At 38.6% G+C, this 23,559-nt stretch carries 19 protein-coding genes and 1 tRNA gene; 4 read left to right on the top strand and 16 right to left on the bottom strand.

The window, feature by feature from the left end; translation table 11 throughout:
- Window positions 1-102: 102 nt before the first annotated feature.
- The 8 genes from phnX to AS4_RS15150 form a co-directional block, all read right to left on the bottom strand.
- Complete coding sequence (gene phnX / locus AS4_RS15115; RefSeq protein ID WP_096734716.1) at window positions 103-918, bottom strand: phosphonoacetaldehyde hydrolase; 816 nt, start codon at window positions 916-918, stop codon at window positions 103-105.
- A 192-nt stretch (window positions 919-1,110) separates the two neighbouring features.
- Window positions 1,111-2,244, bottom strand: coding sequence for a 2-aminoethylphosphonate--pyruvate transaminase (gene phnW, locus AS4_RS15120; RefSeq protein WP_096734717.1), 1,134 nt, complete (start codon window positions 2,242-2,244; stop codon window positions 1,111-1,113).
- Window positions 2,245-2,300: 56 nt separating this feature from the next.
- Window positions 2,301-3,455: a TIGR03364 family FAD-dependent oxidoreductase gene (locus tag AS4_RS15125; RefSeq protein WP_096734718.1), complete on the bottom strand. Its 1,155-nt coding sequence runs from the start codon at window positions 3,453-3,455 to the stop codon at window positions 2,301-2,303.
- Between the two features lie 114 nt (window positions 3,456-3,569).
- Window positions 3,570-5,285 (bottom strand): putative 2-aminoethylphosphonate ABC transporter permease subunit, encoded by a 1,716-nt coding sequence (locus AS4_RS15130; protein ID WP_096734719.1) that lies wholly within the window; start codon window positions 5,283-5,285, stop codon window positions 3,570-3,572.
- Window positions 5,279-6,472 carry an ABC transporter ATP-binding protein gene (locus AS4_RS15135; protein WP_096734720.1) on the bottom strand — a complete coding sequence of 398 codons (1,194 nt, stop codon included), beginning with the start codon at window positions 6,470-6,472 and terminating at the stop codon, window positions 5,279-5,281. The genes AS4_RS15130 and AS4_RS15135 overlap by 7 nt, the downstream gene beginning before the upstream one ends.
- 72 nt (window positions 6,473-6,544) lie before the next feature.
- On the bottom strand, window positions 6,545-7,546 hold the full coding sequence (locus AS4_RS15140) for a putative 2-aminoethylphosphonate ABC transporter substrate-binding protein (protein WP_406565199.1): 1,002 nt from the start codon (window positions 7,544-7,546) through the stop codon (window positions 6,545-6,547).
- Between the two features lie 149 nt (window positions 7,547-7,695).
- Window positions 7,696-8,430 carry a UTRA domain-containing protein gene (locus AS4_RS15145; RefSeq protein WP_096734722.1) on the bottom strand — a complete coding sequence of 245 codons (735 nt, stop codon included), beginning with the start codon at window positions 8,428-8,430 and terminating at the stop codon, window positions 7,696-7,698.
- A 179-nt stretch (window positions 8,431-8,609) separates the two neighbouring features.
- Window positions 8,610-8,939, bottom strand: coding sequence for a hypothetical protein (locus AS4_RS15150; RefSeq protein WP_096734723.1), 330 nt, complete (start codon window positions 8,937-8,939; stop codon window positions 8,610-8,612).
- A 428-nt stretch (window positions 8,940-9,367) separates the two neighbouring features.
- Between AS4_RS15150 and AS4_RS15155 the strand changes: the two genes are divergently transcribed.
- Both AS4_RS15155 and AS4_RS15160 read left to right on the top strand, forming a co-directional pair.
- A complete protein-coding gene (locus AS4_RS15155) occupies window positions 9,368-9,904 on the top strand; it encodes a DUF4189 domain-containing protein (protein WP_004822976.1) in 537 nt (178 codons plus the stop codon).
- 402 nt (window positions 9,905-10,306) lie between these two features.
- Window positions 10,307-10,963, top strand: a complete 657-nt coding sequence (locus tag AS4_RS15160) for a serine aminopeptidase domain-containing protein (RefSeq protein WP_227548086.1) — start codon at window positions 10,307-10,309, stop codon at window positions 10,961-10,963.
- Between the two features lie 430 nt (window positions 10,964-11,393).
- Here AS4_RS15160 and AS4_RS15165 read toward each other — a convergent pair.
- Both AS4_RS15165 and AS4_RS15170 read right to left on the bottom strand, forming a co-directional pair.
- A tRNA-Ser gene (locus AS4_RS15165) sits at window positions 11,394-11,483 on the bottom strand.
- Window positions 11,484-11,581: 98 nt separating this feature from the next.
- On the bottom strand, window positions 11,582-13,615 hold the full coding sequence (locus AS4_RS15170) for an NADPH-dependent 2,4-dienoyl-CoA reductase (protein ID WP_096734724.1): 2,034 nt from the start codon (window positions 13,613-13,615) through the stop codon (window positions 11,582-11,584).
- A 263-nt stretch (window positions 13,616-13,878) separates the two neighbouring features.
- Here AS4_RS15170 and AS4_RS15175 point away from each other — a divergent pair, with 263 nt between their 5' ends.
- Window positions 13,879-14,703, top strand: a complete 825-nt coding sequence (locus AS4_RS15175; protein WP_096734725.1) for a hypothetical protein — start codon at window positions 13,879-13,881, stop codon at window positions 14,701-14,703.
- 126 nt (window positions 14,704-14,829) lie between these two features.
- Here AS4_RS15175 and dld read toward each other — a convergent pair whose 3' ends face one another.
- The 5 genes from dld to AS4_RS15200 form a co-directional block, all read right to left on the bottom strand.
- Window positions 14,830-16,527 (bottom strand): D-lactate dehydrogenase, encoded by a 1,698-nt coding sequence (gene dld / locus AS4_RS15180; protein ID WP_096734726.1) that lies wholly within the window; start codon window positions 16,525-16,527, stop codon window positions 14,830-14,832.
- A gap of 312 nt (window positions 16,528-16,839) precedes the next feature.
- Window positions 16,840-17,994 carry an FMN-dependent L-lactate dehydrogenase LldD gene (gene lldD, locus AS4_RS15185; RefSeq protein WP_096734727.1) on the bottom strand — a complete coding sequence of 385 codons (1,155 nt, stop codon included), beginning with the start codon at window positions 17,992-17,994 and terminating at the stop codon, window positions 16,840-16,842.
- A 2-nt stretch (window positions 17,995-17,996) separates the two neighbouring features.
- Entirely contained in the window at window positions 17,997-18,740 is a 744-nt protein-coding gene (gene lldR / locus AS4_RS15190) for a transcriptional regulator LldR (RefSeq protein ID WP_004724896.1), read from the bottom strand.
- A 30-nt stretch (window positions 18,741-18,770) separates the two neighbouring features.
- Window positions 18,771-20,441: an L-lactate permease gene (gene lldP, locus AS4_RS15195; protein WP_171478423.1), complete on the bottom strand. Its 1,671-nt coding sequence runs from the start codon at window positions 20,439-20,441 to the stop codon at window positions 18,771-18,773.
- 584 nt (window positions 20,442-21,025) lie between these two features.
- Complete coding sequence (locus AS4_RS15200) at window positions 21,026-21,943, bottom strand: DMT family transporter (RefSeq protein WP_096734729.1); 918 nt, start codon at window positions 21,941-21,943, stop codon at window positions 21,026-21,028.
- A 152-nt stretch (window positions 21,944-22,095) separates the two neighbouring features.
- Between AS4_RS15200 and AS4_RS15205 the strand changes: the two genes are divergently transcribed.
- Entirely contained in the window at window positions 22,096-22,947 is an 852-nt protein-coding gene (locus AS4_RS15205) for a LysR family transcriptional regulator (protein ID WP_096734730.1), read from the top strand.
- 65 nt (window positions 22,948-23,012) lie between these two features.
- Here AS4_RS15205 and AS4_RS15210 read toward each other — a convergent pair whose 3' ends face one another.
- Window positions 23,013-23,339 (bottom strand): hypothetical protein, encoded by a 327-nt coding sequence (locus AS4_RS15210; RefSeq protein WP_096734731.1) that lies wholly within the window; start codon window positions 23,337-23,339, stop codon window positions 23,013-23,015.
- Between the last annotated feature and the right edge of the window lie 220 nt (window positions 23,340-23,559).

Genomic DNA, 23,559 nt, shown 5'->3' on the forward strand with positions numbered 1-23,559 from the left:
CTGATTAAAATATTTTCAAGTAGTATGAGGGAGTTAACAAAAAAGATTTTATATTTCAGCTCTAAAAAAATACCAGTCATAAAGACTGGTATTCATCATCTATTAAGGCTTTTCACCATTTGCTAAACGCTGTTCAATCGCATCCAATACCGCAGGTAAGTCAGCAATACTATCAATTACATAATGTGCACCTGAAGCATTCATTTTTGCGTATGCTTTTTCTTTTAAACTTAGTTGTTCAGACGCTGAAAGTGCAGACCACTCTTCGAAGCTTAGCCCCACTTCATTACCACTGACGGCCAAGCCCACAGTCCAACAACCAGCGTTTAAACCTTCTTCGATGCCGACCACTGTGTCATCCACTTTCACCACAGTTTTAATATCTAACACATCAAGTTCAATTAAGTTTTTCCACAACATTTCAGGATATGGACGACCATGTTTCACATCACTGGCTGTAATAGTACAGTCAGGCACATAGCCTTGATCAGCTGCATCTTGCACCAATTGACCAATCATCATCGAAGCATAACCAGTATTACTGCCAATTTTTGCACCACGGGCACGAATATCAGCAAAAGCGTCTAATGCACCCGGAATCAATTTTGAGCAGCTTGGGATGCTTTTCAATTGGTATGGAATAAAGTCCTGATATAAACGGTCAATATCCGCCACAGTCACTTCAGCACCATGTGCCTGCTTCCACGCATCTACAACACGTGGCATTTTCAAAACTGCCGCAATGTGATCGCGTTTTTCTAAACCCATTGGTGCACGTGCTTCTTCAATTGAAATTTCAACTTTATTATCTGCAAATAAAGCCATAAATGCCAAAATTGGTGCGCGTGAACCAAAATCTACTGTTGTACCTGCCCAATCAAAAACGACGGCTTGTAATGCTGAATTTGAAGTGTTCATAAGGTTATCCTATTCATTTCTCAAAGTTAAAAATAGCTGTCTTGCGCAAGCTGAGTGTTACGTAATATTTAATTTCTAATGGCAGCGCCCGCTCCTTTTAAAAGGAGAGCTAGGGAGAGGATTTATAATCTCCCCATCCAAACCTCCGCCCTGAGCCATAAATGGCACAAGAAAAGGAGCTGTGAATTCCAATCAAATACGATAGTGCTCAATCGCTGTTAAAAGCCGTTCAATATCATCTAAATAAATCTCTCCGATATTGCCGATACGGAAGCAATTTAAGTCGGTGACTTTGCCGGGATAGATCACAAACCCTGCTTGTTTCAGATTTTCATACAAGGCTTGGAAACTAAAATCGGCTTCATTTGGATATAAAAATGTAGTGATAATTGGAGATTGTGGTGCGTCTTGCTCTAAAACCATTTCAAAACCAAGCGCTTGCATACCTGCGGCTAAACGTTTTTGATTATTGAAATAACGCTGATAACGTGCGGTTACTCCGCCTTCTTGTTCTAATTCTAAAAGTGCTTGATAAAAAGCACGCACCACATGAGTGGGCGAAGTAAAACGCCATTTACCATTATGCTGTTCCATGGTATTCCATTGGTCATATAGGTCTAAACTGACTGAACAAGCCAAACCTTTGCACGCTTGTAATTGCTCACGTTTTGCCAAAATAAAACCAAAGCCAGGTACACCTTGGATGCATTTATTGGCACTTGAAATCAAGAAATCAATTTCAAGTTCTGCAATGTCCATTGGTACGCCACCAAAAGAACTCATCGCATCGACAATCCATACTTTGTTTTTGGCTTTGACAATACTTCCAATCGCTTGAATTGGGTTTAATAAACCAGTGGTGGTTTCGCAATGCACACATGACACATGAGTGATATTGTCATCTTCAAGTGCTTTTTCGATATCAGCCAGTTGAGGGATTTGCATTTCAGGGTAGCGTAATTCCACCACGTCAATTTTCAAACATCGAGCCATTTGCACCATGCGTGCGCCATATGCCCCGTTATTGATAATTAAAATTTTGCCATTCTGTGGAATCGCCGAACCTAACACTGCTTCTACAGAGAAACTCCCACTGCCTTGCATCAACACAGCACTATATTGTTCAGGTTTTGCAGTTGCCAACGCCACCAAACGACTGCGTATCTCCTGAACCAATGCGTTATATTCTTTGTCCCAAGTACACCAATCACGTTGCATCACACGACGCACACTTTTCGAGGTAGACAATGGTCCCGGTGTCAACAGTAAGTATTCATTTTCAACATCGTTTTCAATTGTGTTTGCAAGTTCAATTTGTGCGTTCATTTCACCTAACCTTTGTTCAATTTCATACAGTATAAATAAATCTGGTTTAAACCAGATTACAAAATATAATTTTCTAACATTTCTTTCATAAATCCTGCGCCTGTGGTCATGCCTTTGCCTGCAATCGCACTGACAAGGAAAATATTGGTTTCAGCTTCCATCACACATGCCAATTCCGTAGGATGAGTCAGATAGTAACCATTCCAACGAGATTCAATTTCAGGTAGTTCTAAGCCAATATTTTCTTTGCAATATTGCAAAATGAATTGGTTAATTTCTTCACGTTGATTAAATTGTGGTATGTCTTCAATCGGATAATATTCATGGCTATCGCCCAAAATAATTTGTCCGAATTCATTTTGTTTAATGAGGATATGAATACCGTATTTTTCAACTAAACCGATTTGCGATTCATTGCGTAAATCTTGATGACTTGGGCAAATCTCAAAAGCGGGATAACGAGAGATCGACAATCCTGAATAAATCGAAGCTTTGAGATTGACTTTTAGCGGTTTGGTTAATGCCATTTGTAAAGTACAACGCAATAAACCTTTTTGTTGTAAGAGCTCGGGATACAACAATTGTGTCTCTTCACCATGACAAATCATGACTTTATTTGCGGTAAATGTTTGACCTGATGCCAAGCGAATATGCGCCATACCTTGGTTAAATTGCGTCAGTACCACTGAGGCATTGCAATAAATTTGTACACCAAGTTTTTCGGCATATTGCAACAAACGCAGTCCCACCAAATGTGGCTCAACTGAATAATCTTCATGAAACACCATAGCGCCACGTAGCGCAGTTTCTGGGTTTAAATAAGCATATTGATCAAACAGTTGCTGCTTAGACAATAGACTTACAGGAATCTGATAATCAGCTGCAGCTTGAGCAAACTCGTTTAATACTAGCCATTCAAGTTCGGTATTGGCGAGATACAAACCGTTTCGCTGTTGAAATGAAATATCGGCTTGTGCCTGAATCCGTTGATAAAATTCACGGGTTGCCAAAGCATATTCACGCCATTTCGCATTAGGACGGCTTAGCGTCGAAGTCCCAACCATGCCAAAGTTACGGCGAGTCGCACCTATAGGTTGTGCATATTTTTCAAAGACTTGTACCTTTAAACCTTGTTCTGCCGCTTGGATCGCAGCCGATAATCCTAAAATGCCTGCACCGACAATAATTAAGTCAAATTGTGCTGTATTCATTGTCTTTTCCACCTTATCTACTTTTTTTAGCACGCAAAATCCCCAGCGCCTAAAAGAAAGCGTTCAATTCAAATGGTTTAGTTAATTAAAAAGATTGACTGAAAGATCAATTTGTTATGAATGTGTTTGCTCACGCCAACGTTGTGTTGACACCATCATTTTCCGAGTGAATAACCAATGCAGCAACTTGACTGCACATGAGGTGAGTAAAATCAAAATACTCATCGCCACAGCTGCAACGGTATCACCTGCATCATCCATATTCAGCACCGCCACCGATGCCAAATTGGTATCAGGTGAATAAAGGAAAATCGCAGCTGAAACAGTAGTCATGGCATTGACAAATAAATACACCAACACATCACACAGCGCAGGAAAGGTTAAAGGCAAATATACTTTGCGAAACATTGTCCAATGTGAAGATCCTAAACTTTGTGCAGCATGATCAAGTTGATTCGGGATCTGTTGAATCGCATGCGTTAAGGTCAAATGTGGCACAGTGTAATAATGAATAATGGTTGAAATCACCAACAGCGTCATCGTACCGTAAACGAAAGACACAGGATTTTGCGGTGCATTAAAGAACAAGATATAAGCAATACCCAACACCAAGCCAGGCACAGCCAAAGGTAATAACACCAAGACTTTTACATAGTTTTTAAGTAAAGGATGTGCTTTAAAACGGGTACTAAATAAGGCAATGATGAAAATTATCATCGTACCGAAAACTGTACTGAACAATGCCAATTTGATTGAGTTAAAATAACTTGACCAACCACCACCATCAACATAGTCAAAACGATAATGATTTAAGGTCATTGACAAATCATAGGGCCAATAGCGAATGAATGATGCGAGAATCGCAGTCACAATAATCAGTAAAATGCCGCCTGAAATCACCCCACAAAATACAGTTAATGCTTTTTCAAGGCGAGGATTGGCACGCAAACGATAAGGCTGAATTTGGAAATTTTGATAGCGTTCCTGATGACGACTTTGGTATCGATCAAAAATGAATGCCAACACCGCAGGACAGAGCAATAAAATCGAAATGACGGCACCCATGTTCATATTTTGTTGACCAATGATCTGCTTATATACATCCAACGCCATCATATTGAATGAGCCGCCAATCACTTTAGGAATCCCGAAATCGGTAATGACATAAGTAAATGCCACCAGACAGGCACTGACTAAACCATAGCGAATCGCAGGAAAAGTCACTGCCCAATGGGTTTGTAGCGTATTTTTTCCTAAAGCATGAGAAGCCTCAATCAAATGTTGGTCAATATGGCGAAATGCGCCCATCATCAACATGACCATGGCAGGAAATAGCCAAAAGCAATAACTGATCAAAATGCCTAGTGGACCATAAATTTCCACCTCTCCCAGCATGCCCTTAAACACACCTTGCTGACCAAACAAATACACCAAAGCCAATGAAGGCAAAAGTGAAGGTGCAAGAATCGGTAAAAATGCCACGGTTTTAAAGAAAGCTTTGCCTCGAATATTGCAATTGATCAATGCAAAAGCATAAACACTTGCCAAGCTCACCGTAATCAACATGGCTGTAATGGCGATCCACATCGAATTAAAAATCGATGAGATTAAGGCCGGATTGGAAAAATAAGCTGTAAAGTTATCCAACCCGACAAATTGATGCTGTTCATTTAAAAATGCGCTTTGCATCAATACGATTAAGGGTGCAATCAAACTCAAGGTGAATAGAATTGCTGCGACAAACAACACCGCACTTGAACGCAATGAATAACGAAAACGATGTGCTGTTTGACTACTTAATAAAGCATCTGCGGCAGACTGATTTAACATCTCGCATGCCCTCGTGAATCAAACACATGTAAGTCAAGAATCGGCACTTGCAGATACATTCCATCTTGCACAACCGCCATATGTTGATGATCCACATCAACTTGCAACATATTGTCATCGGCCTGATTTTGGTTTTGTACCATGCAGAATAAACGACGTTTTGCGCCTAAAAACTCAGTATTGACAATACGTACAGCTAAATTTAAATATTCAGTAGAAGATTCATTTCCAGCAACTAATTTGACATTTTCAGATCGAAAAGCAATTTCATAATGTTCATCTTGGGCAAAGTTTAAATGTGGAAATTCAATAAGAGAATGCTCATTCATTTTTAAACGATGCGTATCGACCGCTACTGTCTGTATAAAATTCATCGAACCAATAAACTGTGCTACAAAACGAGTTTGCGGTTTGTAATAAATATTATGTGGCGTATCGAGTTGTTCAATCACACCTTTATTCATCACCGCCACACGGTCAGAAATGCTTAACGCCTCTTCCTGATCATGCGTAACCATGATCGCAGGCAAATTTAATTGACATTGAATGGTACGAATTTTTTGGCGGAGGTTTAAACGTACCAACGCATCCAAAGCGGACAAAGGTTCATCCAACAATAAAACATCAGGATTGGGCGCAATCGCACGGGCTAAAGCCACACGCTGTTGCTGACCACCTGACAATTGATTGGGATATTTTTCCGCAATATTGGGCAATTCAATTAAGTTTAATAATTCATTGATACGAAATTGAATCTCTTGCGCTGACCAGTGTTTTTTATGCAAACCAAATGCAATATTTTCCGCCACAGTTAAGTTTGGAAAGAGTGCATAGTTTTGGAAAACAATGCCACATTTACGTTTTGCAATATTAAAATGGGTAATATCAATTTGTTGTTTAATCACTTTGCCATAATCAGGCTGTTCAAGCCCAGCAATGATGCGTAGCAATGTTGTTTTACCACAACCTGATGGACCTAAAAAGCTAACAAATTCACCTGCTTTCAGGTCAAGGTTAATGTGTTCCAAGACACGGCTTGAACCAAAAGATTTTTGAATATCCATCACTTCAAGCACTGTTTTTGATTCTGCCATTTTAAATGTTCTTAAAGTTGAGAGCAGATGCCCTGCCGAGTTTGGCATGGCTTGCCCTGTCCTACTATTTTGTAAATGCGATGGAATTTGCATACTGCACCTAGTTTTTAATCGTTAATTTTGAATAACTGATTCTGAATAGCTTTTTGTGTGTATATGATTCAATTACTTTTCAAATTTTGCTGACCATTGTTTTAGAATTGATTCACGCTGTTCAGCTGCCCAATAAAAATCATTCTTTACCAATTGCTGCGCAAGATTTTTTGGGAAGTCTTGGTTTTTGCTGTGAACATTTTGATGTGCCACCATTGAAAAATTTTGTGCATAAGCTTCATTGGCAGCTTGGCTAATGCTCCAATCAATAAACTTTTCTGCGCTGCTGAGTTTTTTCGTACCTTTGACAATGGCTGAGGCTTCCATTTCCCAACCTAGCCCCTCTTTTGGATAGACAATTTCTAAAGGCGCACCACGCGATTTCAACTTAAAGCCTGGATAACCAAACGAAATTCCAATGACCGTTTCACCCTGAGCCGCCATCTTGCAAGGCTTCGAGCCTGAATGCACATATTGAGAAATGTTTTTATCGAGTGCCTGCATATATTGCCAAGCTTGCTTTTCACCAAAAATTTGCATCCATGCAGTCACATCCAAATAGCCTGTGCCACTCGATGCCGGATTTGGCATCACGATTAACCCTTGATAAATTGGTTTAGTCAGGTCTTGCCATGTTTGCGGAATCGGTAGTTTTTTCTTTTCCAATTCAACAGTATTGACACAAACAGCTGACTCCCAAGCAGTCATGCCTGTCCATGTTGGAATGTCGTTTTGGCTATAAAAATCAGTTTTAAGTTGTTCGATATGCTTCGGACGATACGGTTGCAATAAGTCTTTTTTTTCCATGACCAATAAACTGGTTAAAGCAAGTCCCATCACCACATCGGCTTGTGGATTCTTTTGTTCTGCTAATAATTTTGCGGTGATCACACCTGTCGAATCACGCACCCATTTTACTTTTAATTCAGGATGTGCTTTGCGTAATTCCCATTGATAACGCTTTAATTGATCCGCTTCAACCGCGGTATAGACTGTGATTTGCTCAACATCATTCGAGGTTGAAGACGTGGTGCATGCCGTGCTGACACAAGCAAAGAGAATACTTGTGCCCATGGCGAGGAGTTTTTTTTGCTGCTGTTTCAGATACGGGCTCATTATGACATTCCTAACGAATGCTGCTTCTTGATAGCCTGTATTTCAACAAAAGTTTATGACAATTTAATTAATCTGGTTTAAACCAGATTAATTATTTTCATTCTTTATTATGACGCTTCAAAATGTAAATCGAGTACATCATGTAACCAATATTCTTGGTCAACATCGGTAATCACTCCTTTTTGATCGCAGTTGGTACGGCAAATATATAAACCCATACTACCAACATTGACATGCAAAGCTTTGGCTTGTTGTTCTGACAATACCGTTGGATAAAGATTAATATGCGCTCGGGTCAATTGCCGTTGATAATGCTCTGCCATCAATATCGTAATAGAACCTTCTAATTGTTGTTCTAAGAATTGAGGAAATAAACTTGCATTGATACGTAAATGTTCAACTACCGCAGGACGACCATTGATACTACGACGTCGCCACATCGAATAAATATCATCACCCACCGAAATTTTTAAATGTGCTGCATCCCAAGAGGTCGCTTGCAGCAATTCCGCAGAAATCAATTCCGTACTTGGTACACCCCCTTGCTCAGTCACATATTGGTTAAAACTTTTAGTCGATTGCGGACGGTAAATAATTCGTGGTGCACGAACAAACCAACCACGGCGATCTAAACGATAGATGAGACCGTCCATTTCCAAAGCCAATAATGCTTCTCGAACTGCGACACGTGTGGTAGCAAATTGTTCCATCAACACACGCTCTGAAGCGAGTTTGGTATTGGCACTCCATTGCCCAGACTCAATCTCATGGGCAATAGCATCTCGAATGGCAATATATTTGGGAATACGTGGAGAAGTCGTTTCTTGAACAGGCATACACATTTATTTTGTGAAAATTTCTTCTAATATACTCAAATATCATGTCTAAGCGATGACATTTTTAAAATAAGCATAGTCCATACACAAGTTTTATGTTTTAAAAAAGCTCATCTTTTGATGAGCTTTTGGAGATCACAATGAAATGTGTTGAGTCTAATAGACTCATCTTTTTTCTCAAAGAATCACTTATTTGTTTTGTTTGGCATCTCCATATTTGAATGATCCATATCTTTCATTGAAGAAGGCATATTGGTCATTTTTGAATGATCCATTTGTGACATTTCTGAAGCGTTTCCATGCTGATGTTGCGTTGAGTTATTTGTTTGAGTTTTAGGATCAATGTTTGTTTTACAATTTTTTTCACATTTCTTTTGTTTTTTGTCTATTGGCTGTTCATCGACTGTTCTAGTCAATACTTTATCTTCATCCTCATGTGCCCATGTTTGAACTGTGGTCATTAAAGCACCCATACAGATTAAAGCTGTTACACTTCGACTAAGTACATTTTTCATGAGTTTCTCTCAGATTAAGTTTGTTGACTTTTACAATAAAATAATTTGCCAAACTTTAAAGTGACGTGAAAATGATATTTTAGTCAGCCATAATTATATGAGCATTTATAAAGCGATCTACAGCATATGATCACCGTATAAGGACTTTGGTGTTCTACTCATTTAATCAACTCAAAATGGGGGTTTTCCGAACAATTTGATTTTTTCTATAAAAAGAAAGCCAATGTTCATTTTAATGCCACATCAATTCGCTAAATTATTTCATTAAAAGACGGAACTAAAAAATTTAGGTGCTATCCTTTCTACCGAGAATGCACTGACATTTAAAAACACAAAAGAACTTATTATCATTTTAAAATATAGGAATTATATAGAATAATTCATAGCTTTCCTTATTATTAAGCAATGATTTTAAAGGAGTTTATAGAATGATATTGACAAATAATCAGATTTTTAATTTATCTATTTTCTTTATTTTTATCATTTATTTAACTATTGAGAATGTACATGCTGAAGGGAATTGTCCTTCAGGCTATTATCCTGTAGGTGGACAAGGTGTTCAAGGTTGCGCACCTATTCCAGGTGGAGGAAGTGGTGGATATACGAATCAAAATCCAACTTTGTATCCTATGATTGAAACATTATGGGGTGCGATTGCAGAGGATAAAAGTAAAGGCTTAAAAGGGCGTCCAATTGGTTTTACAAGAAATTTTAAATCTAAAGATGAGGCACAAGCAAAAGCATTAAAAGCGTGTCAACAGGATGGCGGACAAAAATGTGAAGTATCTAAAACCTATTCTAATCGCTGTGTTGCTATAGCTGATCCAATTAATGATGGTCAAAAATCAAAAATTTTACTGGATTTTTCAGAGGATGGGGCTAAAAAAGGTGCATTAGTGTTTTGTTTAAGTGAAAATTTACAGCCTTGTCGTATTGTATATTCTGGTTGTAGTCTCGGATACTAGCACTAACAAAAACATAATTTACTGGTTCATACCCCAAATGATGATTTTGCCTTTATTAATCTGCATAAAGGCAAAACAACTGTATACCAGAAACACTTCTTGGACTTTAAACCACGGCAATTTTTTTGTTGCAGAATCTATTTTCAGTAATTTGGCTTATCAACTCGAATTATAGCTATTGCGCTCTATATGTAATTAAAAAATAAATGATAATTTATCTATTCCATTTCTTAATTTCAACGTATTCGTCATGTTTGTCCGATGTATCATTAAGATGGTTAAAAATATGAGCGATACCCAATTTCCATAAAAGAAATCAATAAGGGATACATTTTGAATTACAAGTTCCAAAAAGGAACTTTACTATGTATTATAAACTTTGAAAAATATTGGATAACCAAAATGAAAAAAATTGCTCACCAAATTCTACGAAAGCCATTTTTTGGAAGATTCGAAGTACCTTGGATTTGGCCTCAAGCTATTTCTAAAGAAGACTGGGAGGCTGTCACTATTCCCTTAACTGGCCAGCAAACACTCGCGGGCTACTGGAAAAGTGCACCAGCAGCAAAAGCAACTTTAGTACTTGCTCATCCAATGGGAAAAGCGGCTAAAGCATTTTGGCTCCGTTACGGACATGCGGATCTATTTTTAAAAAATGGTTATAACGTACTTATTTATGATGCTAATGGTTTTGGAGAAAGTGAAGGATTTTCATTTGACTATCCCAATGATGTATATCATGCAGGGATATATGCTCAAAAGCGGACACCCGAATTAAATGTAGGTTTAATTGGTGCGTCATTTGGTGCGGCTTGGGGACTATGCTCATTAGCAAAAGATGGACACCCATATAAAATTGCAGTATTTGAAGGCGCATTTCCGACCTTACCAGAATTCTGGAAACATTATCCAGTCGCTCATGCAATGCTCAAGGTATCAAATACACTACTACCAAAGCTTAATCAGGAACTCAATCCGTTAGCAAAATCTACACAAGTAAAATATCACCCCCCCCATCTTATTAATGTATGGAGAAAAAGATATTTATACCCCACCTGAGTTTGGCCACCGGCTTAAAGTAGGGCTCGACCATGTAACAAAAGTAGAAATTAAAATCTTCGCGGATGCAGAACATACTTATATTTATCGAGATTTCCCTGAACAATATTCAGAATGCATAATACCCTTTTTAAAGCAGCATTTTGCTTAGAAACGGTTTTATTACAAACCTATCTCTAAAGGCTTATTCAGCACGATGATTCTTATATGAATAAGCCTGCAACTAAAATCTATGGAAAAATATTTTTCCATTTTGGAATGGCTCTGGATGTCGCTATTCGCTGAGATTGCGATCAATACAATAGCAGCCAAATGTTGCATAGCGCCATCAATAGACTTGAGTAGTCATCAGCTAAAATTTTGAATAGGGCCAAAATTGTGCCAAAGAAAAAGGGAATCAAACTATTCATTTGATTCCCTTTAAGATATTTGGCGGAAGCGGTGAGATTCGAACTCACGGAGGACTCACACCCTCGTCGGTTTTCAAGACCGGTGCATTAAACCGCTCTGCCACGCTTCCATGTGCGCAAGAATACTAAGCTTTTCCAATTCTGACAAGAAAAAAATAGACTTAAACCATTCAAATGCATATTGTTTCATCAAAATAGATGATTTTGATTAAAGTTTAGCTGCTATTTCAGCACCTTCACGAATCGCACGCTTTGCATCAAGCTCACCAGCCAATTTTGCACCACCGATAATATGGTAATTTGCTAAAGTTGACTCACCCTCTTGAGGCATTAAGTCCTTAACGGATTCCTGACCTGCACACACCACAATCGTGTCTACTCGTAACAATTGATCATGACCATTGCTTTCAATCCATAATCCTTCATTGGTTACAGACTTGTATTGCACGCCACGCATCATTCTTACCGCATGTTTTTTCAATTGTGCACGGTGTACCCAGCCCGAGGTTTTACCTAAACCAACACCAAGAGGTGTGGTTTTACGTTGCATCAAATATATTTGACGGATCGGTTGCTCTACTTCAGCAGGAACAAAACCACCTTCAGTCATATAGTTTGGATTTGGGTCTACACCCCACTCTCGTTGCCAATCCGCCAAGGCTTGGGGTTGCGGCTGATGCTCAGGTTTTAATAAATATTCCGATACATCAAAACCAATACCACCTGCACCGACCACAGCGACTCTGTTGCCAACAGGTGCACCACGTAATACTTGAGCATAAGACAACACTTGTGGTGCATCACTACCTTCAATATTTAGACCCCGTGGAATCACGCCTGTTGCGATCACCACATCATCAAAACCTTCACGCTCTAATTGCTCACGATTCACTTTGGTATTTAAACGTAAATCTACACCAGTTTTTTCAATCTGAACCTTAAAATAACGTATGGTTTCATGAAACTCTTCTTTACCTGGCACAACTTTAGCGAGGTTAAACTGCCCACCGACCTCAGTAGAAGCTTCAAACAAAGTTACTTGATGTCCTCGACTTGCCGCAATAGTAGCTGCTGACATTCCTGCAACACCACCACCAACAACCGCAATTTTCTTCGGTTTTTTTGTTTTAAGATAAACCAGTTCAGTTTCATGCGCTGCTCGTGGGTTCACCAAGCAACTTGCACGCTTATTTTGAAAACTATGATCTAAACAGGCTTGGTTACATGCAATACAAGTATTGATTTCATCAACACGATTGGTTGCGGTTTTACTCACCCAAAAAGCATCTGCCAATAATGGACGCGCCATTTGCACCATATCAGCTTTACCTGCTGCCAAAATTTCCTCAGCAGTATCAGGCATATTAATTCGGTTGGAAGCAATGACAGGTACAGCGACATGCTTTTTCACTTCTGCGGTGTAATCTACAAATGCAGCACGCGGAACAGAGGTTACAATCGTGGGAACACGTGCTTCATGCCAACCAATCCCAGTATTCAGTAAAGTAATACCTGCTTTTTCTAATGCCTGCGCAACAGTGATCACTTCATCCATAGTATTACCGTCATGGACCAAATCGAGCATCGACAAACGGAAGCAAATAATAAATTTTTCACCAACTTTGGCACGAATCGCTTTTACAATTTCGACTGCCAAACGCATACGGTTTTCAATTGGCCCGCCCCAACGGTCTTCACGTTGGTTCACATGGCGACTTAAAAATTGATTCAGTAAATAGCCTTCTGAACCCATAATCTCTACGCCATCATAGCCGGCTTTTTTTGCCAGACTAGCTGTTTCAGCATAATCTTGAATGGTTTCAAGAATCAGTTTGTCACTCATCTGACGTGGTTTAAACATCGAAATCGGTGATTTGATTGGGCTTGAAGATACAACAAACGGTTGATAACCATAACGCCCTGCATGCAGAATTTGCATCAGAATTTTTGCACCATGCTTATGTACAGCATGTGTGACTAAACGGTGTGGTGCAATATCACCTAAAGTATTCATCGTACCACCGGCTGGCAACAACCAACCTTGGCGGTTTGGGGAAATCCCCCCTGTAATAATTAGCCCAACACCACCTTTGGCGCGTTCTCCAAAATATGCAGCAAGTTTTGGGTAGTTATAAAAACGATCTTCTAAACCTGTGTGCATTGAACCCATCACGACACGATTTTTAATGGTCGTAAATCCCAGATGGAGTGGTTTTAAGATATTTGCATAGCTATTTGTCATGATGAATCCTTTAAGTTTGGCTTTGCAACTTGTTGCATACTACTTTATCGAGTTTTAATTTTTTTTTGATGGCAATTTTTGATATTTTCATCGTAGATAGTGTCAATTCTATCTGCCTTACCCACAGCAAGAAGCAACACATCTTGATATGACTCAATTAAAAGAAAAGTGTTATACAGTTTTATAACAATCTTCTGTGTCAATTTTCGTTATTTTGCAATATAACTGCTGAATAAAAGTAAATAAGAAAAGGCATCAACCTTATGAGCCACCCGGTATTTTTAACCAGTTCTACCTTTAGCCATATGCCAAGAGGTAGTCAAAATCAATGGGCTGAGTTTTTTCAAAGTGCATCTTTTGAACTCGAAGCAAATGCATTCATTCCGATTTTATGGTTTATGCTGTTTAAGCAAGAAAATATTTTCTGGACAAGATATATAGATGATCTTGATATCAACGATGAACGCAACCAAGTTGATCTAGAAGAACGCCAAGAGGACTTTGGTGAGAGTCAGTATGCTTATTTAGTTATTGATCAACAGCAAGCACTTCTCAATTTAGCAGCGCGTAAACCCTTATTTATAGAAATTTTTGGGGTAGAAAATAGCTATCATTTTGATGACTTTAAATCTTTAATCGAACAACATTATCCTGAGTACATTTTATTACGCACCAGTGGTTTACCCTTAGATTTAAATGATGCCCATTTCTTAACCCAATTGCTACAACACATTGAAAATACAGCACAGGATCATTCACAACAAATTTCTTTTATTGAAATGCAACGTATTGAGCTTGCACGTTTTGATGATCATCCTTATTTCTTTTATGGTGTCAACCTGCATGCCCCTATTCACGATTTAAATATCAAAGAAAATCAATCCACACCAGATCAAACTGACCCTGCTCCATCTCAACAACCTTTAGCAACTTCTGGATTGGCGATTTGGATTTGTACAGCGATCGTTACGATCTTAACCATTGCAATTTGGTTTACCACACAATCTGCACTCTACACGGTTATTACTTTCTTTGTCAGTGCTTTTGTACTTGGATTTATTTCCTCCAAATTAGGCGAACAGAAATAAAAAATAGCCATGCTTTTGCATGGCTATTTTCATTAAATAAATCAGTTCATCATCTATTACTTTTTTAAAAGACTGTTTATCTGATAAATCACCATAAACAAATCAAATTAACACGACGCAATATCATCACTTCCAGTATTTTAATTTACTGGTCTGCCCAATGCCGACATTAAAGCTATTGGTTGGATCAAGCTTTTGATAATGATTTTTTAAAGTAGGTTTCGCAATATATAAATGCCCTACATTGTGTTCCGCAGGATATTCTGCACCACGGTTATCCAGCAAATGCCACATCTGATGTTCCATCGCCAAAGGATCTACCCCTTTTTTGACAATATAATCTTGATGAAACACATGGCAGAGGAAATGTCCGTAATACAATTTATGGGTAATTAAATCATCCATCTCTTGAGGTAAAGTTTCTACCCATTCACGGTCGTTACGGCGTAAAGCAATATCAAGCGCAACAATATCTTCAACTTCCGAACGATGCGTATCACGATAACGAATTGCTGCACCCGCCACTGCGAAACGATGTAAAAAAGCTTTACGACCTTCTTCATCCGTACAATGGAAAAAATCCCCTGATGTTTTATGTTGAAAATATTCTTTTAGAAAGCGTTCGACTTGCTCAACATCCTGATTTTCGATACGAATCATCAAATGATGTTCATATAAATCACGAAACTCATTCATCCGTTTTGGCAAATGATTCGGCAACAACTTTGTCACCATCTGCAACATTTTATCAGACAAACTGCGTAAGCCAATTTTTTCGAGATACCCATCCACCTTATCTTTTAATGCAAATGCAGCAGGCACTTTTGCCGTACCAAATTTCTCGATAAACATAAAGGTATCTTTGCCATATTCAGCACCGATATCATAGGCAACACGATGAATATATTCACCCGCAATCGGTAATCTTGGCAAATCTTTGAGTAAGAAACGGCGGATTTCCGTCAAATCATCATGTGAGTTGGTCCCCACATAAAATACCTGACTTGGAATTTTTTCAAAGGTGTCTAAACGTACTGCAAAGACACAGACTTTACCCGCAGAACCTGAAGCTTCAAATAAACGTGATGGATCAGCATTAAATCGCGCAGGCGTATTTTCATCGACCTGTTTAACATCATGTGCATAACGATGGTCAGAAGCACAACAACTCGCATTATTAATAACATCATTGAGTTGATAGTTTTTATTTTCGAGTTTTGTCAAAATTTCTTCAGGTGTGTCACCCAGATTCACCCCCAAGTGATTGACCAACTCTAACTCACCTGACGCATTGACCCGTGCATAAAGTGCCAGTTCAGTATATGCAGGACCTCGGCGAACCAATGCTCCACCAGAGTTATTACATATTCCACCTAAAACCGATGCACCAATACAAGATGAACCAATTACTGAATGCGGCTCACGATTATAGTGTGCCAACTCTTTTTCAAGACGATCTAAGGTTGCACCAGGTAAGCAAATCACTTGCTGACCTTGGTTAATCACTTGTATACCCGCCAAACGACGTGTACTCATTAAAATAACGGGTCGGTCGTAATCATCACCAAAAGGTGTTGAACCACCCGTGAGGCCAGTATTAGCAGCTTGCATAATCACGATGCAGTCCGCATTTACAGCAGCTTGTAGCACTTGCCATTGTTCAAACAAAGTTCCGGGAGCCACAACAGCCAGCACTTGCCCTGAGCCATAACGACGCCCCTGACGATACAAGCGGGTAGCATGATCATGAGTTAAAACGTGTTGCTGACCGACGATGTTGATCAATTGCTGAATGGTGTGTTGTGAATCAATATTAGATTGCATTTTCCCTATCCTATTGATGAACCCTTATTCAATCTCATTCAATAAGGCATTCATTCCGACAGCGTTTTTTCAATATTATTTATATTGAGGGATCAACGATCAGTTCAAACTACTTTTTTTTGATGAAAAGTAGCTTGAACCATGCTCATCCGAAAACTCGTTAAATCACATCTTTTCATTTGATGCTTTGCAAATACATCATGTTATAAGGTCGTTCTGCCTCAAAGCACTACAGATGAAATTTGCATGGATGACATTTGCATCTATCAAATTGAACACTGTCATTTAGCTTGATGACGTATCAAAAATACATCACGCATCCAATGCTTTGTCTAACTTGACTAAACAATCGGCGTTAATGTCTGCAATTGTTTTGGCGCCCGTCAAAGTCATTGCGACACGCATTTCTTTATCAATTAATTCAAGCAGATTAGAAACGCCTGCACCACCCGCTGCCCCTAATGCATAGACAAAAGCACGTCCAAGCATGCAGGTATCTGCACCCAATGCCAGCATACGAACCACGTCCAAACCATTACGAATACCAGAGTCAGCAAGGATTTTAATATCCCCTTTGACGGCATCTGCAATTGGCGGAAGTGCACGCGCAGACGATAAGACACCATCTAACTGACGACCACCATGGTTTGATACAACAATACCATCGGCACCGAAACGTACTGCATCTTTGGCATCTTCAGGATCAAGGATCCCCTTAATCACCATCGGACCATCCCAAAATTCACGAATCCACTCAAGGTCTTTCCATGAAATAGACGGGTCAAAGTTACTGCCCAACCAACCGATATAATCTTCAAGTCCAGTCGGCTTTCCTAAGTATTTGGAAATATTGCCTAAATCATGTGGACGCCCCAGCAAACCGACATTCCAAGCCCAATGCGGATGGAAGCATGACTGCATATAACGACGCATCGCTGCATTTGGACCACTCATACCAGAATGTGCATCACGATAGCGCGCACCAGGTACAGGCATATCAACAGTAAACACCAAAGTTGAGCAACCGGCAGCTTTGGCTCGCTCTAAAGCATTTTTCATAAAGCCACGATCACGCAGCACATATAACTGAAACCACATTGGGCGGTTAATTGCTGGTGCAACTTCTTCAATCGGACAAACAGATACGGTCGACAAGGTAAAAGGAATGCCCTTTTTATCTGCCGCCACAGCAGCTTGAACCTCACCACGACGTGCATACATCCCTGTTAATCCAACAGGAGACAATGCAACAGGCATAGATAAAGTTTCATCAAACAATTTTGTTTCTAGGCTTAGCTGCGACATATCATTTAAAACACGTTGCCTTAAAGCGATTTTTGATAAATCTTCTACATTTCGTTTTAGTGTATATTCCGCATACGCACCACCATCAATATAATGAAAAAGAAATGGGGGTAAACGACGTCGCGCGGCTTCACGATAGTCATTCGCAGAAGAAATAATCATGCTCATATCCTGTTTAATCGGCTCGCACGCTGACGACGGGCTTCTTCCTCATCAATCATACGCACTTGCTGTACTACAAATTCTATATGTCCACAGACTGCATCTCTTGCAGCATCTGGATCATGACGTTCAATTGCATCCATCACTTTAAAATGCTGATCATGCAATTGATCAAATCGATGTGTTTCTGAGTACACTTTGCGTCTACCCAAGAGCACGTTAAACTGCAACAGATCAAAAACGCCCCGCATCATCTGTATCAACACTAAATTGTGCGATGCTTCAGCAATCGCCAAATGAAATTTAGCATCGGCAAGTGAAGCTTGCTCATCATCACCAATCGACTGAAAATATGAAATCTGATCATAATATTCGCGAATCTGAGCCAGATCTTTAGGGGTTGCACGTTGTGCCGCATACCAAGCTGAACCACCTTCAAGGATTGTTCGCGCCTCTTGCACATCAAAACGATATGCTGGGTCTTCATCAATCAAATTACTTAGAGATTCAACAATTTGGTTTTGTGACCAATTCACCGGGAATTGTTGTAAATAGGTCCCCGCCCCGCCTTTGCTGATCAGCATTCCGGTACTGGTCAGTTGAGAAATCGCTTCTCTTAAAGAGGAACGGGATACACCCAGTTGTTCACACAACTTTCGTTCAGCAGGTAAACGTTCTCCGACTTGCATGTTTTTTTCTTCAATTAACATACGAAGGCTTTGTACCACTTTGTCAGAGACTTTCATCTGCTTTCCTCATTCAGTGACGTTTTATGCTCATGGAATCATCCATGGGAACACATAAGCTTGTAGTGTAATAATAATACCGATCATTACAGTAAACGTTATACTGTGTTTAACCGTAAAACGGAACAGATCAGACTCTTTACCTACCAGCCCCACCGCCGCACATGCAATTGCAATCGACTGAGGAGAAATCATTTTCCCAGTGACACCACCACTGGTATTTGCAGCAACCAGTAATACTTCTGGGACACCAATTTGTTGCGCAGTCGTGGCTTGTAATGCCCCGAATAAAGCATTTGCAGAAGTATCCGAACCTGTGAGGAATACACCTAACCATCCTAAGAACGGAGAGAAGAATGTAAATGCCTGCCCCGTATGTGCCAATGCCAAAGCCAAGGTTGCAGACATACCTGAATAGTTGGCAATAAAAGCAAATGCCAACACCATACCAATCGAATAAATTGGAATTTTTAACTCATTAATGGTTTCAGCAAAAGTAACCACTGCTTCTTTTGGCTTCATTTTTAAGAAAATAATGGTAATGATTGCAGCAATAATAATTGCGGTACCCGTCGCTGAGAACCAATCAAATTTATAAATTGCATCATAGTCTTTTACTTCAGCAACAACAGGTGGCATCTTTTGAATCATTTGATGCAAATATGGCACTTTGATAGAAATCACTAAATCATGCAGCGCGCCATCTTTGGTAAATAAATCCTTAAATGGTTTTACACTCCAGATCGTAACCATCACAGTTAAAATCGCAAATGGTGACCACGCTTTGGCAATTTTAGCAAGGCTATATTTCTGCTGTTTCTGTTCAGCAAGATTTTCGCTCATGCTGTCATCTTCATTTGCAAAACGAAAGATATGCTTTGGCTGCCAATATTTTAATAAAATCGTTAATGAAACCAAAGACGCAATTGAAGCGGTAATATCGGGTAATTCTGGACCCACAAAGTTTGAAGTCAAATATTGTGCAAGCGCAAAAGAACCACCACCGACAATCACAGCAGGCCAAGTTTCTTTTACACCACGCCAACCGTCCATAATTGCCATGATCCAGAACAGCACAATTGGAACCATAAATGGCAACTGGCGTCCAACCATCTGACTGATTTCCATTGTTTCTACACCAGAAACCTGTCCAGCCACAATAATTGGAATCCCCATTGCCCCAAATGCTACAGGTGCTGTATTCACAATCAAACATAGACCTGCCGCATAAAGTGGTTTAAAACCAAGCCCCACCAATAATGCTGCGGTAATCGCAACAGGCGCACCAAAACCAGCAGCACCTTCCAAGAAAGTACCGAAAGCAAAGCCAACAAAAAGCATTTGCAGACGTTGATCTTCAGTAATCGACAAAATCGAAGAACGAATAATATCGAACTGCCCTGTTTTTACTGAAACTTTATATAGGAAGACTGCGCCAATAATGATCCAAGCAATTGGCCATAAACCATAAAAGAAACCATAGACCAATGATGCCAATGCCATCATCGTTGGCATTTGATAAGCAAATAATGAAACCAGTAAAGCCAATACAACTGTAATTGTCCCCGCAACACTTCCTTTCATGCGGAATACAGCAAGGGCTAAAAAGAAAAAGATAATTGGTATCAGCGCAATGGCACTGGATACCCAGATATTGCCCATCGGATCATAAATCTGTTGCCAATGTTGAAGCATTGTCATCTCCTTGAAATGCTTGCTAGAACGTGGAATGTCATTGAATCATCCATTTATTTCTCAATAATTGGTATGACCAATTTAGTTTTAAATTAAAAAATTTTGCACTAACTGCTACTTAATATTAATTTTTGCTGATTTAAAGATCAATAGTTGGCACTCAATTAATTATTTTGGTATGACCAATATTGCAAATATTTCGACCTATTCACAGACCAATCCTTCAGCTTTCAGGGTTTCAAATCGAATAACTCATTTGTTTTATATTGTATTTTTTTAAATTAAACCAATTTTATACAACTTTAGTCGTATGCTATTTTTTAATGCACTTTTTAGTAACACTGATTTAAGTTTATTATCGGGTTTGGAAATACTTCAAAACCAAAATTAGTCAGACCAATTTAAAAATCAGTTAAAATAAGCGTCAAGGCATCGCTTTAAACAAACAAATATCAAGTAAAAATAGAAAGAAAAACAGAAAGAAAAAAAGCAAAACCAATAAATGTTCACTGATTTTGCTTTTTACCTTAATTAAAAATTATATAAATTTAATCAACTATAAATTAATTCAACAATGCCCATTCACTGATTTAACGATGTTCACAACTCAATAAGGTTTCAGGTTTTTTCTTGATTTTAAGATTTAAAGAACTTGAAATAATGCCTGAACAAATAAACGCAGCACCGATAATAATGTTGATTGTAATCGGCTCATGCCAAAGCACATAACCAAAAAATAAACTTAGAATAGGAATACACATGATTGAAATAGACGCAACAAAGGTATCCACCTGACTCACAATCCAATTCCACAAGGCAAAGGCAAAACCTGTCCCAATCACAGCAATATAGAACAGGATTGAATCATTCAGTGGATTCATCCAAACTTTAACATCTACAGGTTCAAAAATTAAAGCGCCGATCAGAATCACCACCCCACCTATCAGCAATTGCCAAAAGGTCAATTTGATTTTGTCATAAGTCGCAAAATTCTGTTTGATATACACTGTGGTTAAAGCCCAAAAGAAGCCAGACAAGATTAAGAAAGCTTGACCAATTAAAGATAAATTCAAATGAATATGATGTAATTGTGGCCAAAGAATCGCAACCAAGCCTAATGTGCCAAGAACCAACCCAATCATTTTTTGGCTATTTAAACGCTCATTTAAAATATAATGCGCCAATACACCAATAAAAATAGGCATAGTAAACACTAAAACCGCAGACAATCCTGAATCAACAAATTGCATGGCAAAGGTTTGTGTTGCATAAAAACCAATACAAATCATCAAACTTGAGATCATCAGTTTTTGCCATTCACCTTTTGCGGGTAAAACAGATTTTCTTAACAGTACTTGAACCAGCATAAGGGTAAGCGCAGCTAAGATTAAACGCGTAGAAATAAATAAGAATGGCGGAAATATTTGCAAACTATGTTTGACCAATCCCCACAAAGATCCCCAGACGAGACACAATAATACAATTGCACCAATCACACGAAGATTCATTTGCTGTACTCAACAGATGGAAAGTTCGTAAATTATAGAAAATAAATGACATCATGAATAATGCTATGTTTTAATATACACATCATTTTTTTTGATGCTAAAGCAGATACTTTAGTGTCAGCACGTATTCAATGCATTATTGAGGAATTGAAATGAATATCGATATGGGTGATATCAAATCATTTGTGACTGTTGCTGAACTAAAAAGCATTACAGCAGCAGCAAATAAACTCAATTATTTACAATCGAATATGACGGCAAAAATAAAAAAAATTGAAAATCACTATAAACGTCAATTATTCATCCGAAAACCCAAAGGTGTTGAACTGACAGAATCAGGAATGAATTTATATCAGCAATACAAAAAAATGATCTTCACATGGGAAGAAACAGAAAATAAAATCTATCAGCAGGAAAAATATTTACGCTTTGGTACCAACACCAGTTTAGGCGGAATGCGTTTCTACCCGTCTTTTAGTCAACTTTATGAAACCTACCCTGAGCTTTCAATCACCATGAAAACAGGTGCTACAGGCTATATTGAAGATGAAATTTTACGCGGAAACCTAGATATCGCTTATGTTTTAGGTCACCCAAAACAGAAAAATATCCAATATATTCAAAAGGCAGATGATCAATTGGTGATTATTGGAAAAAATGTCATCAACCATGACAACCTTGAAGACTGTCTCAATCATCAAAATATTTTACTTGCCTCAGAAGAATGCTGTTATGCAACCACTTTAGATCATATTTATACAGATTATCATTTAACCAAAGGTGAATTAACCCATATTTACGATCATGAAGCCTTAGTCAATTTCACTCAATTGGGTATGGGAATTTCAATGATTGCAAAGTCACTGATTAAAAAATTTAACATTCAATATTATCGAGAAACACCCGAACAATATCGAGATATTGGATTCTATCTGATTGCACGAAGTGAGCATGTATTTACCCCGATTGAAAAGCAGTTTATTGGTTTAAATGATCAGCTATGATCCCGAACAAATGAGATATATTGGGTTAACCCTATACATCCAATTTATCTTACTTTTAACATAGGTCAATCCGCAGCCTGCCATTTGGCCTTACGCACATTCAGCAAAATCAGCATCCCTATACAAGTACCTATTGGAAATCCAATCAAGAATAAACACCCAATAATGGTAGACATCAATCTCCCTATTTCACTCCCCTTTTCAACTTCAATAGCGGCTTTATAATGTAAGTATGCCAAACCAAACAACACCGCAAAAGCAAATACTACACCTACAAAACCAGTGGAATTAAACCCCGAAGTTAGTGCACAGAAAATTAATATAAGCAACAAAATACCGTAAAAGCCAAACAAAGTATTATGTGTATAGTAGAGCGTTTTATTTAATTGCATAGGATTAAAAGTTTTTAATAATTAGAAAATTATATCAATTTATTAAATTTCACACCGCGTTAATTTGACTTTTCTTATAAGTTTTTACATGAGGTGCATAGGTCATTTAAGTAAATTCATTTCGCGCTATAAATTGTTATTTTTTTCAATGTTAACCTTCAAATCCAATAAAACATTGATTGAAAAAGTGCTACAATACTGCGTTTATAAAATTCTCTTT

Origin of the sequence: Acinetobacter guillouiae (genome assembly GCF_002370525.2) — a bacterium.
GTDB classification, from domain to species: domain Bacteria; phylum Pseudomonadota; class Gammaproteobacteria; order Pseudomonadales; family Moraxellaceae; genus Acinetobacter; species Acinetobacter guillouiae.

What these genes read in the sequence shown, in the direction of transcription:
- phnX (WP_096734716.1), bottom strand. Translation starts at nt 918, where the DNA reads ATGAACACTTCAAATTCAGCATTACAAGCCGTCGTTTTTGATTGGGCA.
- phnW (WP_096734717.1), bottom strand. Translation starts at nt 2,244, where the DNA reads ATGAACGCACAAATTGAACTTGCAAACACAATTGAAAACGATGTTGAA.
- AS4_RS15125 (WP_096734718.1), bottom strand. Translation starts at nt 3,455, where the DNA reads ATGAATACAGCACAATTTGACTTAATTATTGTCGGTGCAGGCATTTTA.
- AS4_RS15130 (WP_096734719.1), bottom strand. Translation starts at nt 5,285, where the DNA reads ATGTTAAATCAGTCTGCCGCAGATGCTTTATTAAGTAGTCAAACAGCA.
- AS4_RS15135 (WP_096734720.1), bottom strand. Translation starts at nt 6,472, where the DNA reads ATGCAAATTCCATCGCATTTACAAAATAGTAGGACAGGGCAAGCCATG.
- AS4_RS15140 (WP_406565199.1), bottom strand. Translation starts at nt 7,546, where the DNA reads ATGGGCACAAGTATTCTCTTTGCTTGTGTCAGCACGGCATGCACCACG.
- AS4_RS15145 (WP_096734722.1), bottom strand. Translation starts at nt 8,430, where the DNA reads ATGTGTATGCCTGTTCAAGAAACGACTTCTCCACGTATTCCCAAATAT.
- AS4_RS15150 (WP_096734723.1), bottom strand. Translation starts at nt 8,939, where the DNA reads ATGAAAAATGTACTTAGTCGAAGTGTAACAGCTTTAATCTGTATGGGT.
- AS4_RS15155 (WP_004822976.1), top strand. Translation starts at nt 9,368, where the DNA reads ATGATATTGACAAATAATCAGATTTTTAATTTATCTATTTTCTTTATT.
- AS4_RS15160 (WP_227548086.1), top strand. Translation starts at nt 10,307, where the DNA reads ATGAAAAAAATTGCTCACCAAATTCTACGAAAGCCATTTTTTGGAAGA.
- AS4_RS15170 (WP_096734724.1), bottom strand. Translation starts at nt 13,615, where the DNA reads ATGACAAATAGCTATGCAAATATCTTAAAACCACTCCATCTGGGATTT.
- AS4_RS15175 (WP_096734725.1), top strand. Translation starts at nt 13,879, where the DNA reads ATGAGCCACCCGGTATTTTTAACCAGTTCTACCTTTAGCCATATGCCA.
- dld (WP_096734726.1), bottom strand. Translation starts at nt 16,527, where the DNA reads ATGCAATCTAATATTGATTCACAACACACCATTCAGCAATTGATCAAC.
- lldD (WP_096734727.1), bottom strand. Translation starts at nt 17,994, where the DNA reads ATGATTATTTCTTCTGCGAATGACTATCGTGAAGCCGCGCGACGTCGT.
- lldR (WP_004724896.1), bottom strand. Translation starts at nt 18,740, where the DNA reads ATGAAAGTCTCTGACAAAGTGGTACAAAGCCTTCGTATGTTAATTGAA.
- lldP (WP_171478423.1), bottom strand. Translation starts at nt 20,441, where the DNA reads ATGACAATGCTTCAACATTGGCAACAGATTTATGATCCGATGGGCAAT.
- AS4_RS15200 (WP_096734729.1), bottom strand. Translation starts at nt 21,943, where the DNA reads ATGAATCTTCGTGTGATTGGTGCAATTGTATTATTGTGTCTCGTCTGG.
- AS4_RS15205 (WP_096734730.1), top strand. Translation starts at nt 22,096, where the DNA reads ATGAATATCGATATGGGTGATATCAAATCATTTGTGACTGTTGCTGAA.
- AS4_RS15210 (WP_096734731.1), bottom strand. Translation starts at nt 23,339, where the DNA reads ATGCAATTAAATAAAACGCTCTACTATACACATAATACTTTGTTTGGC.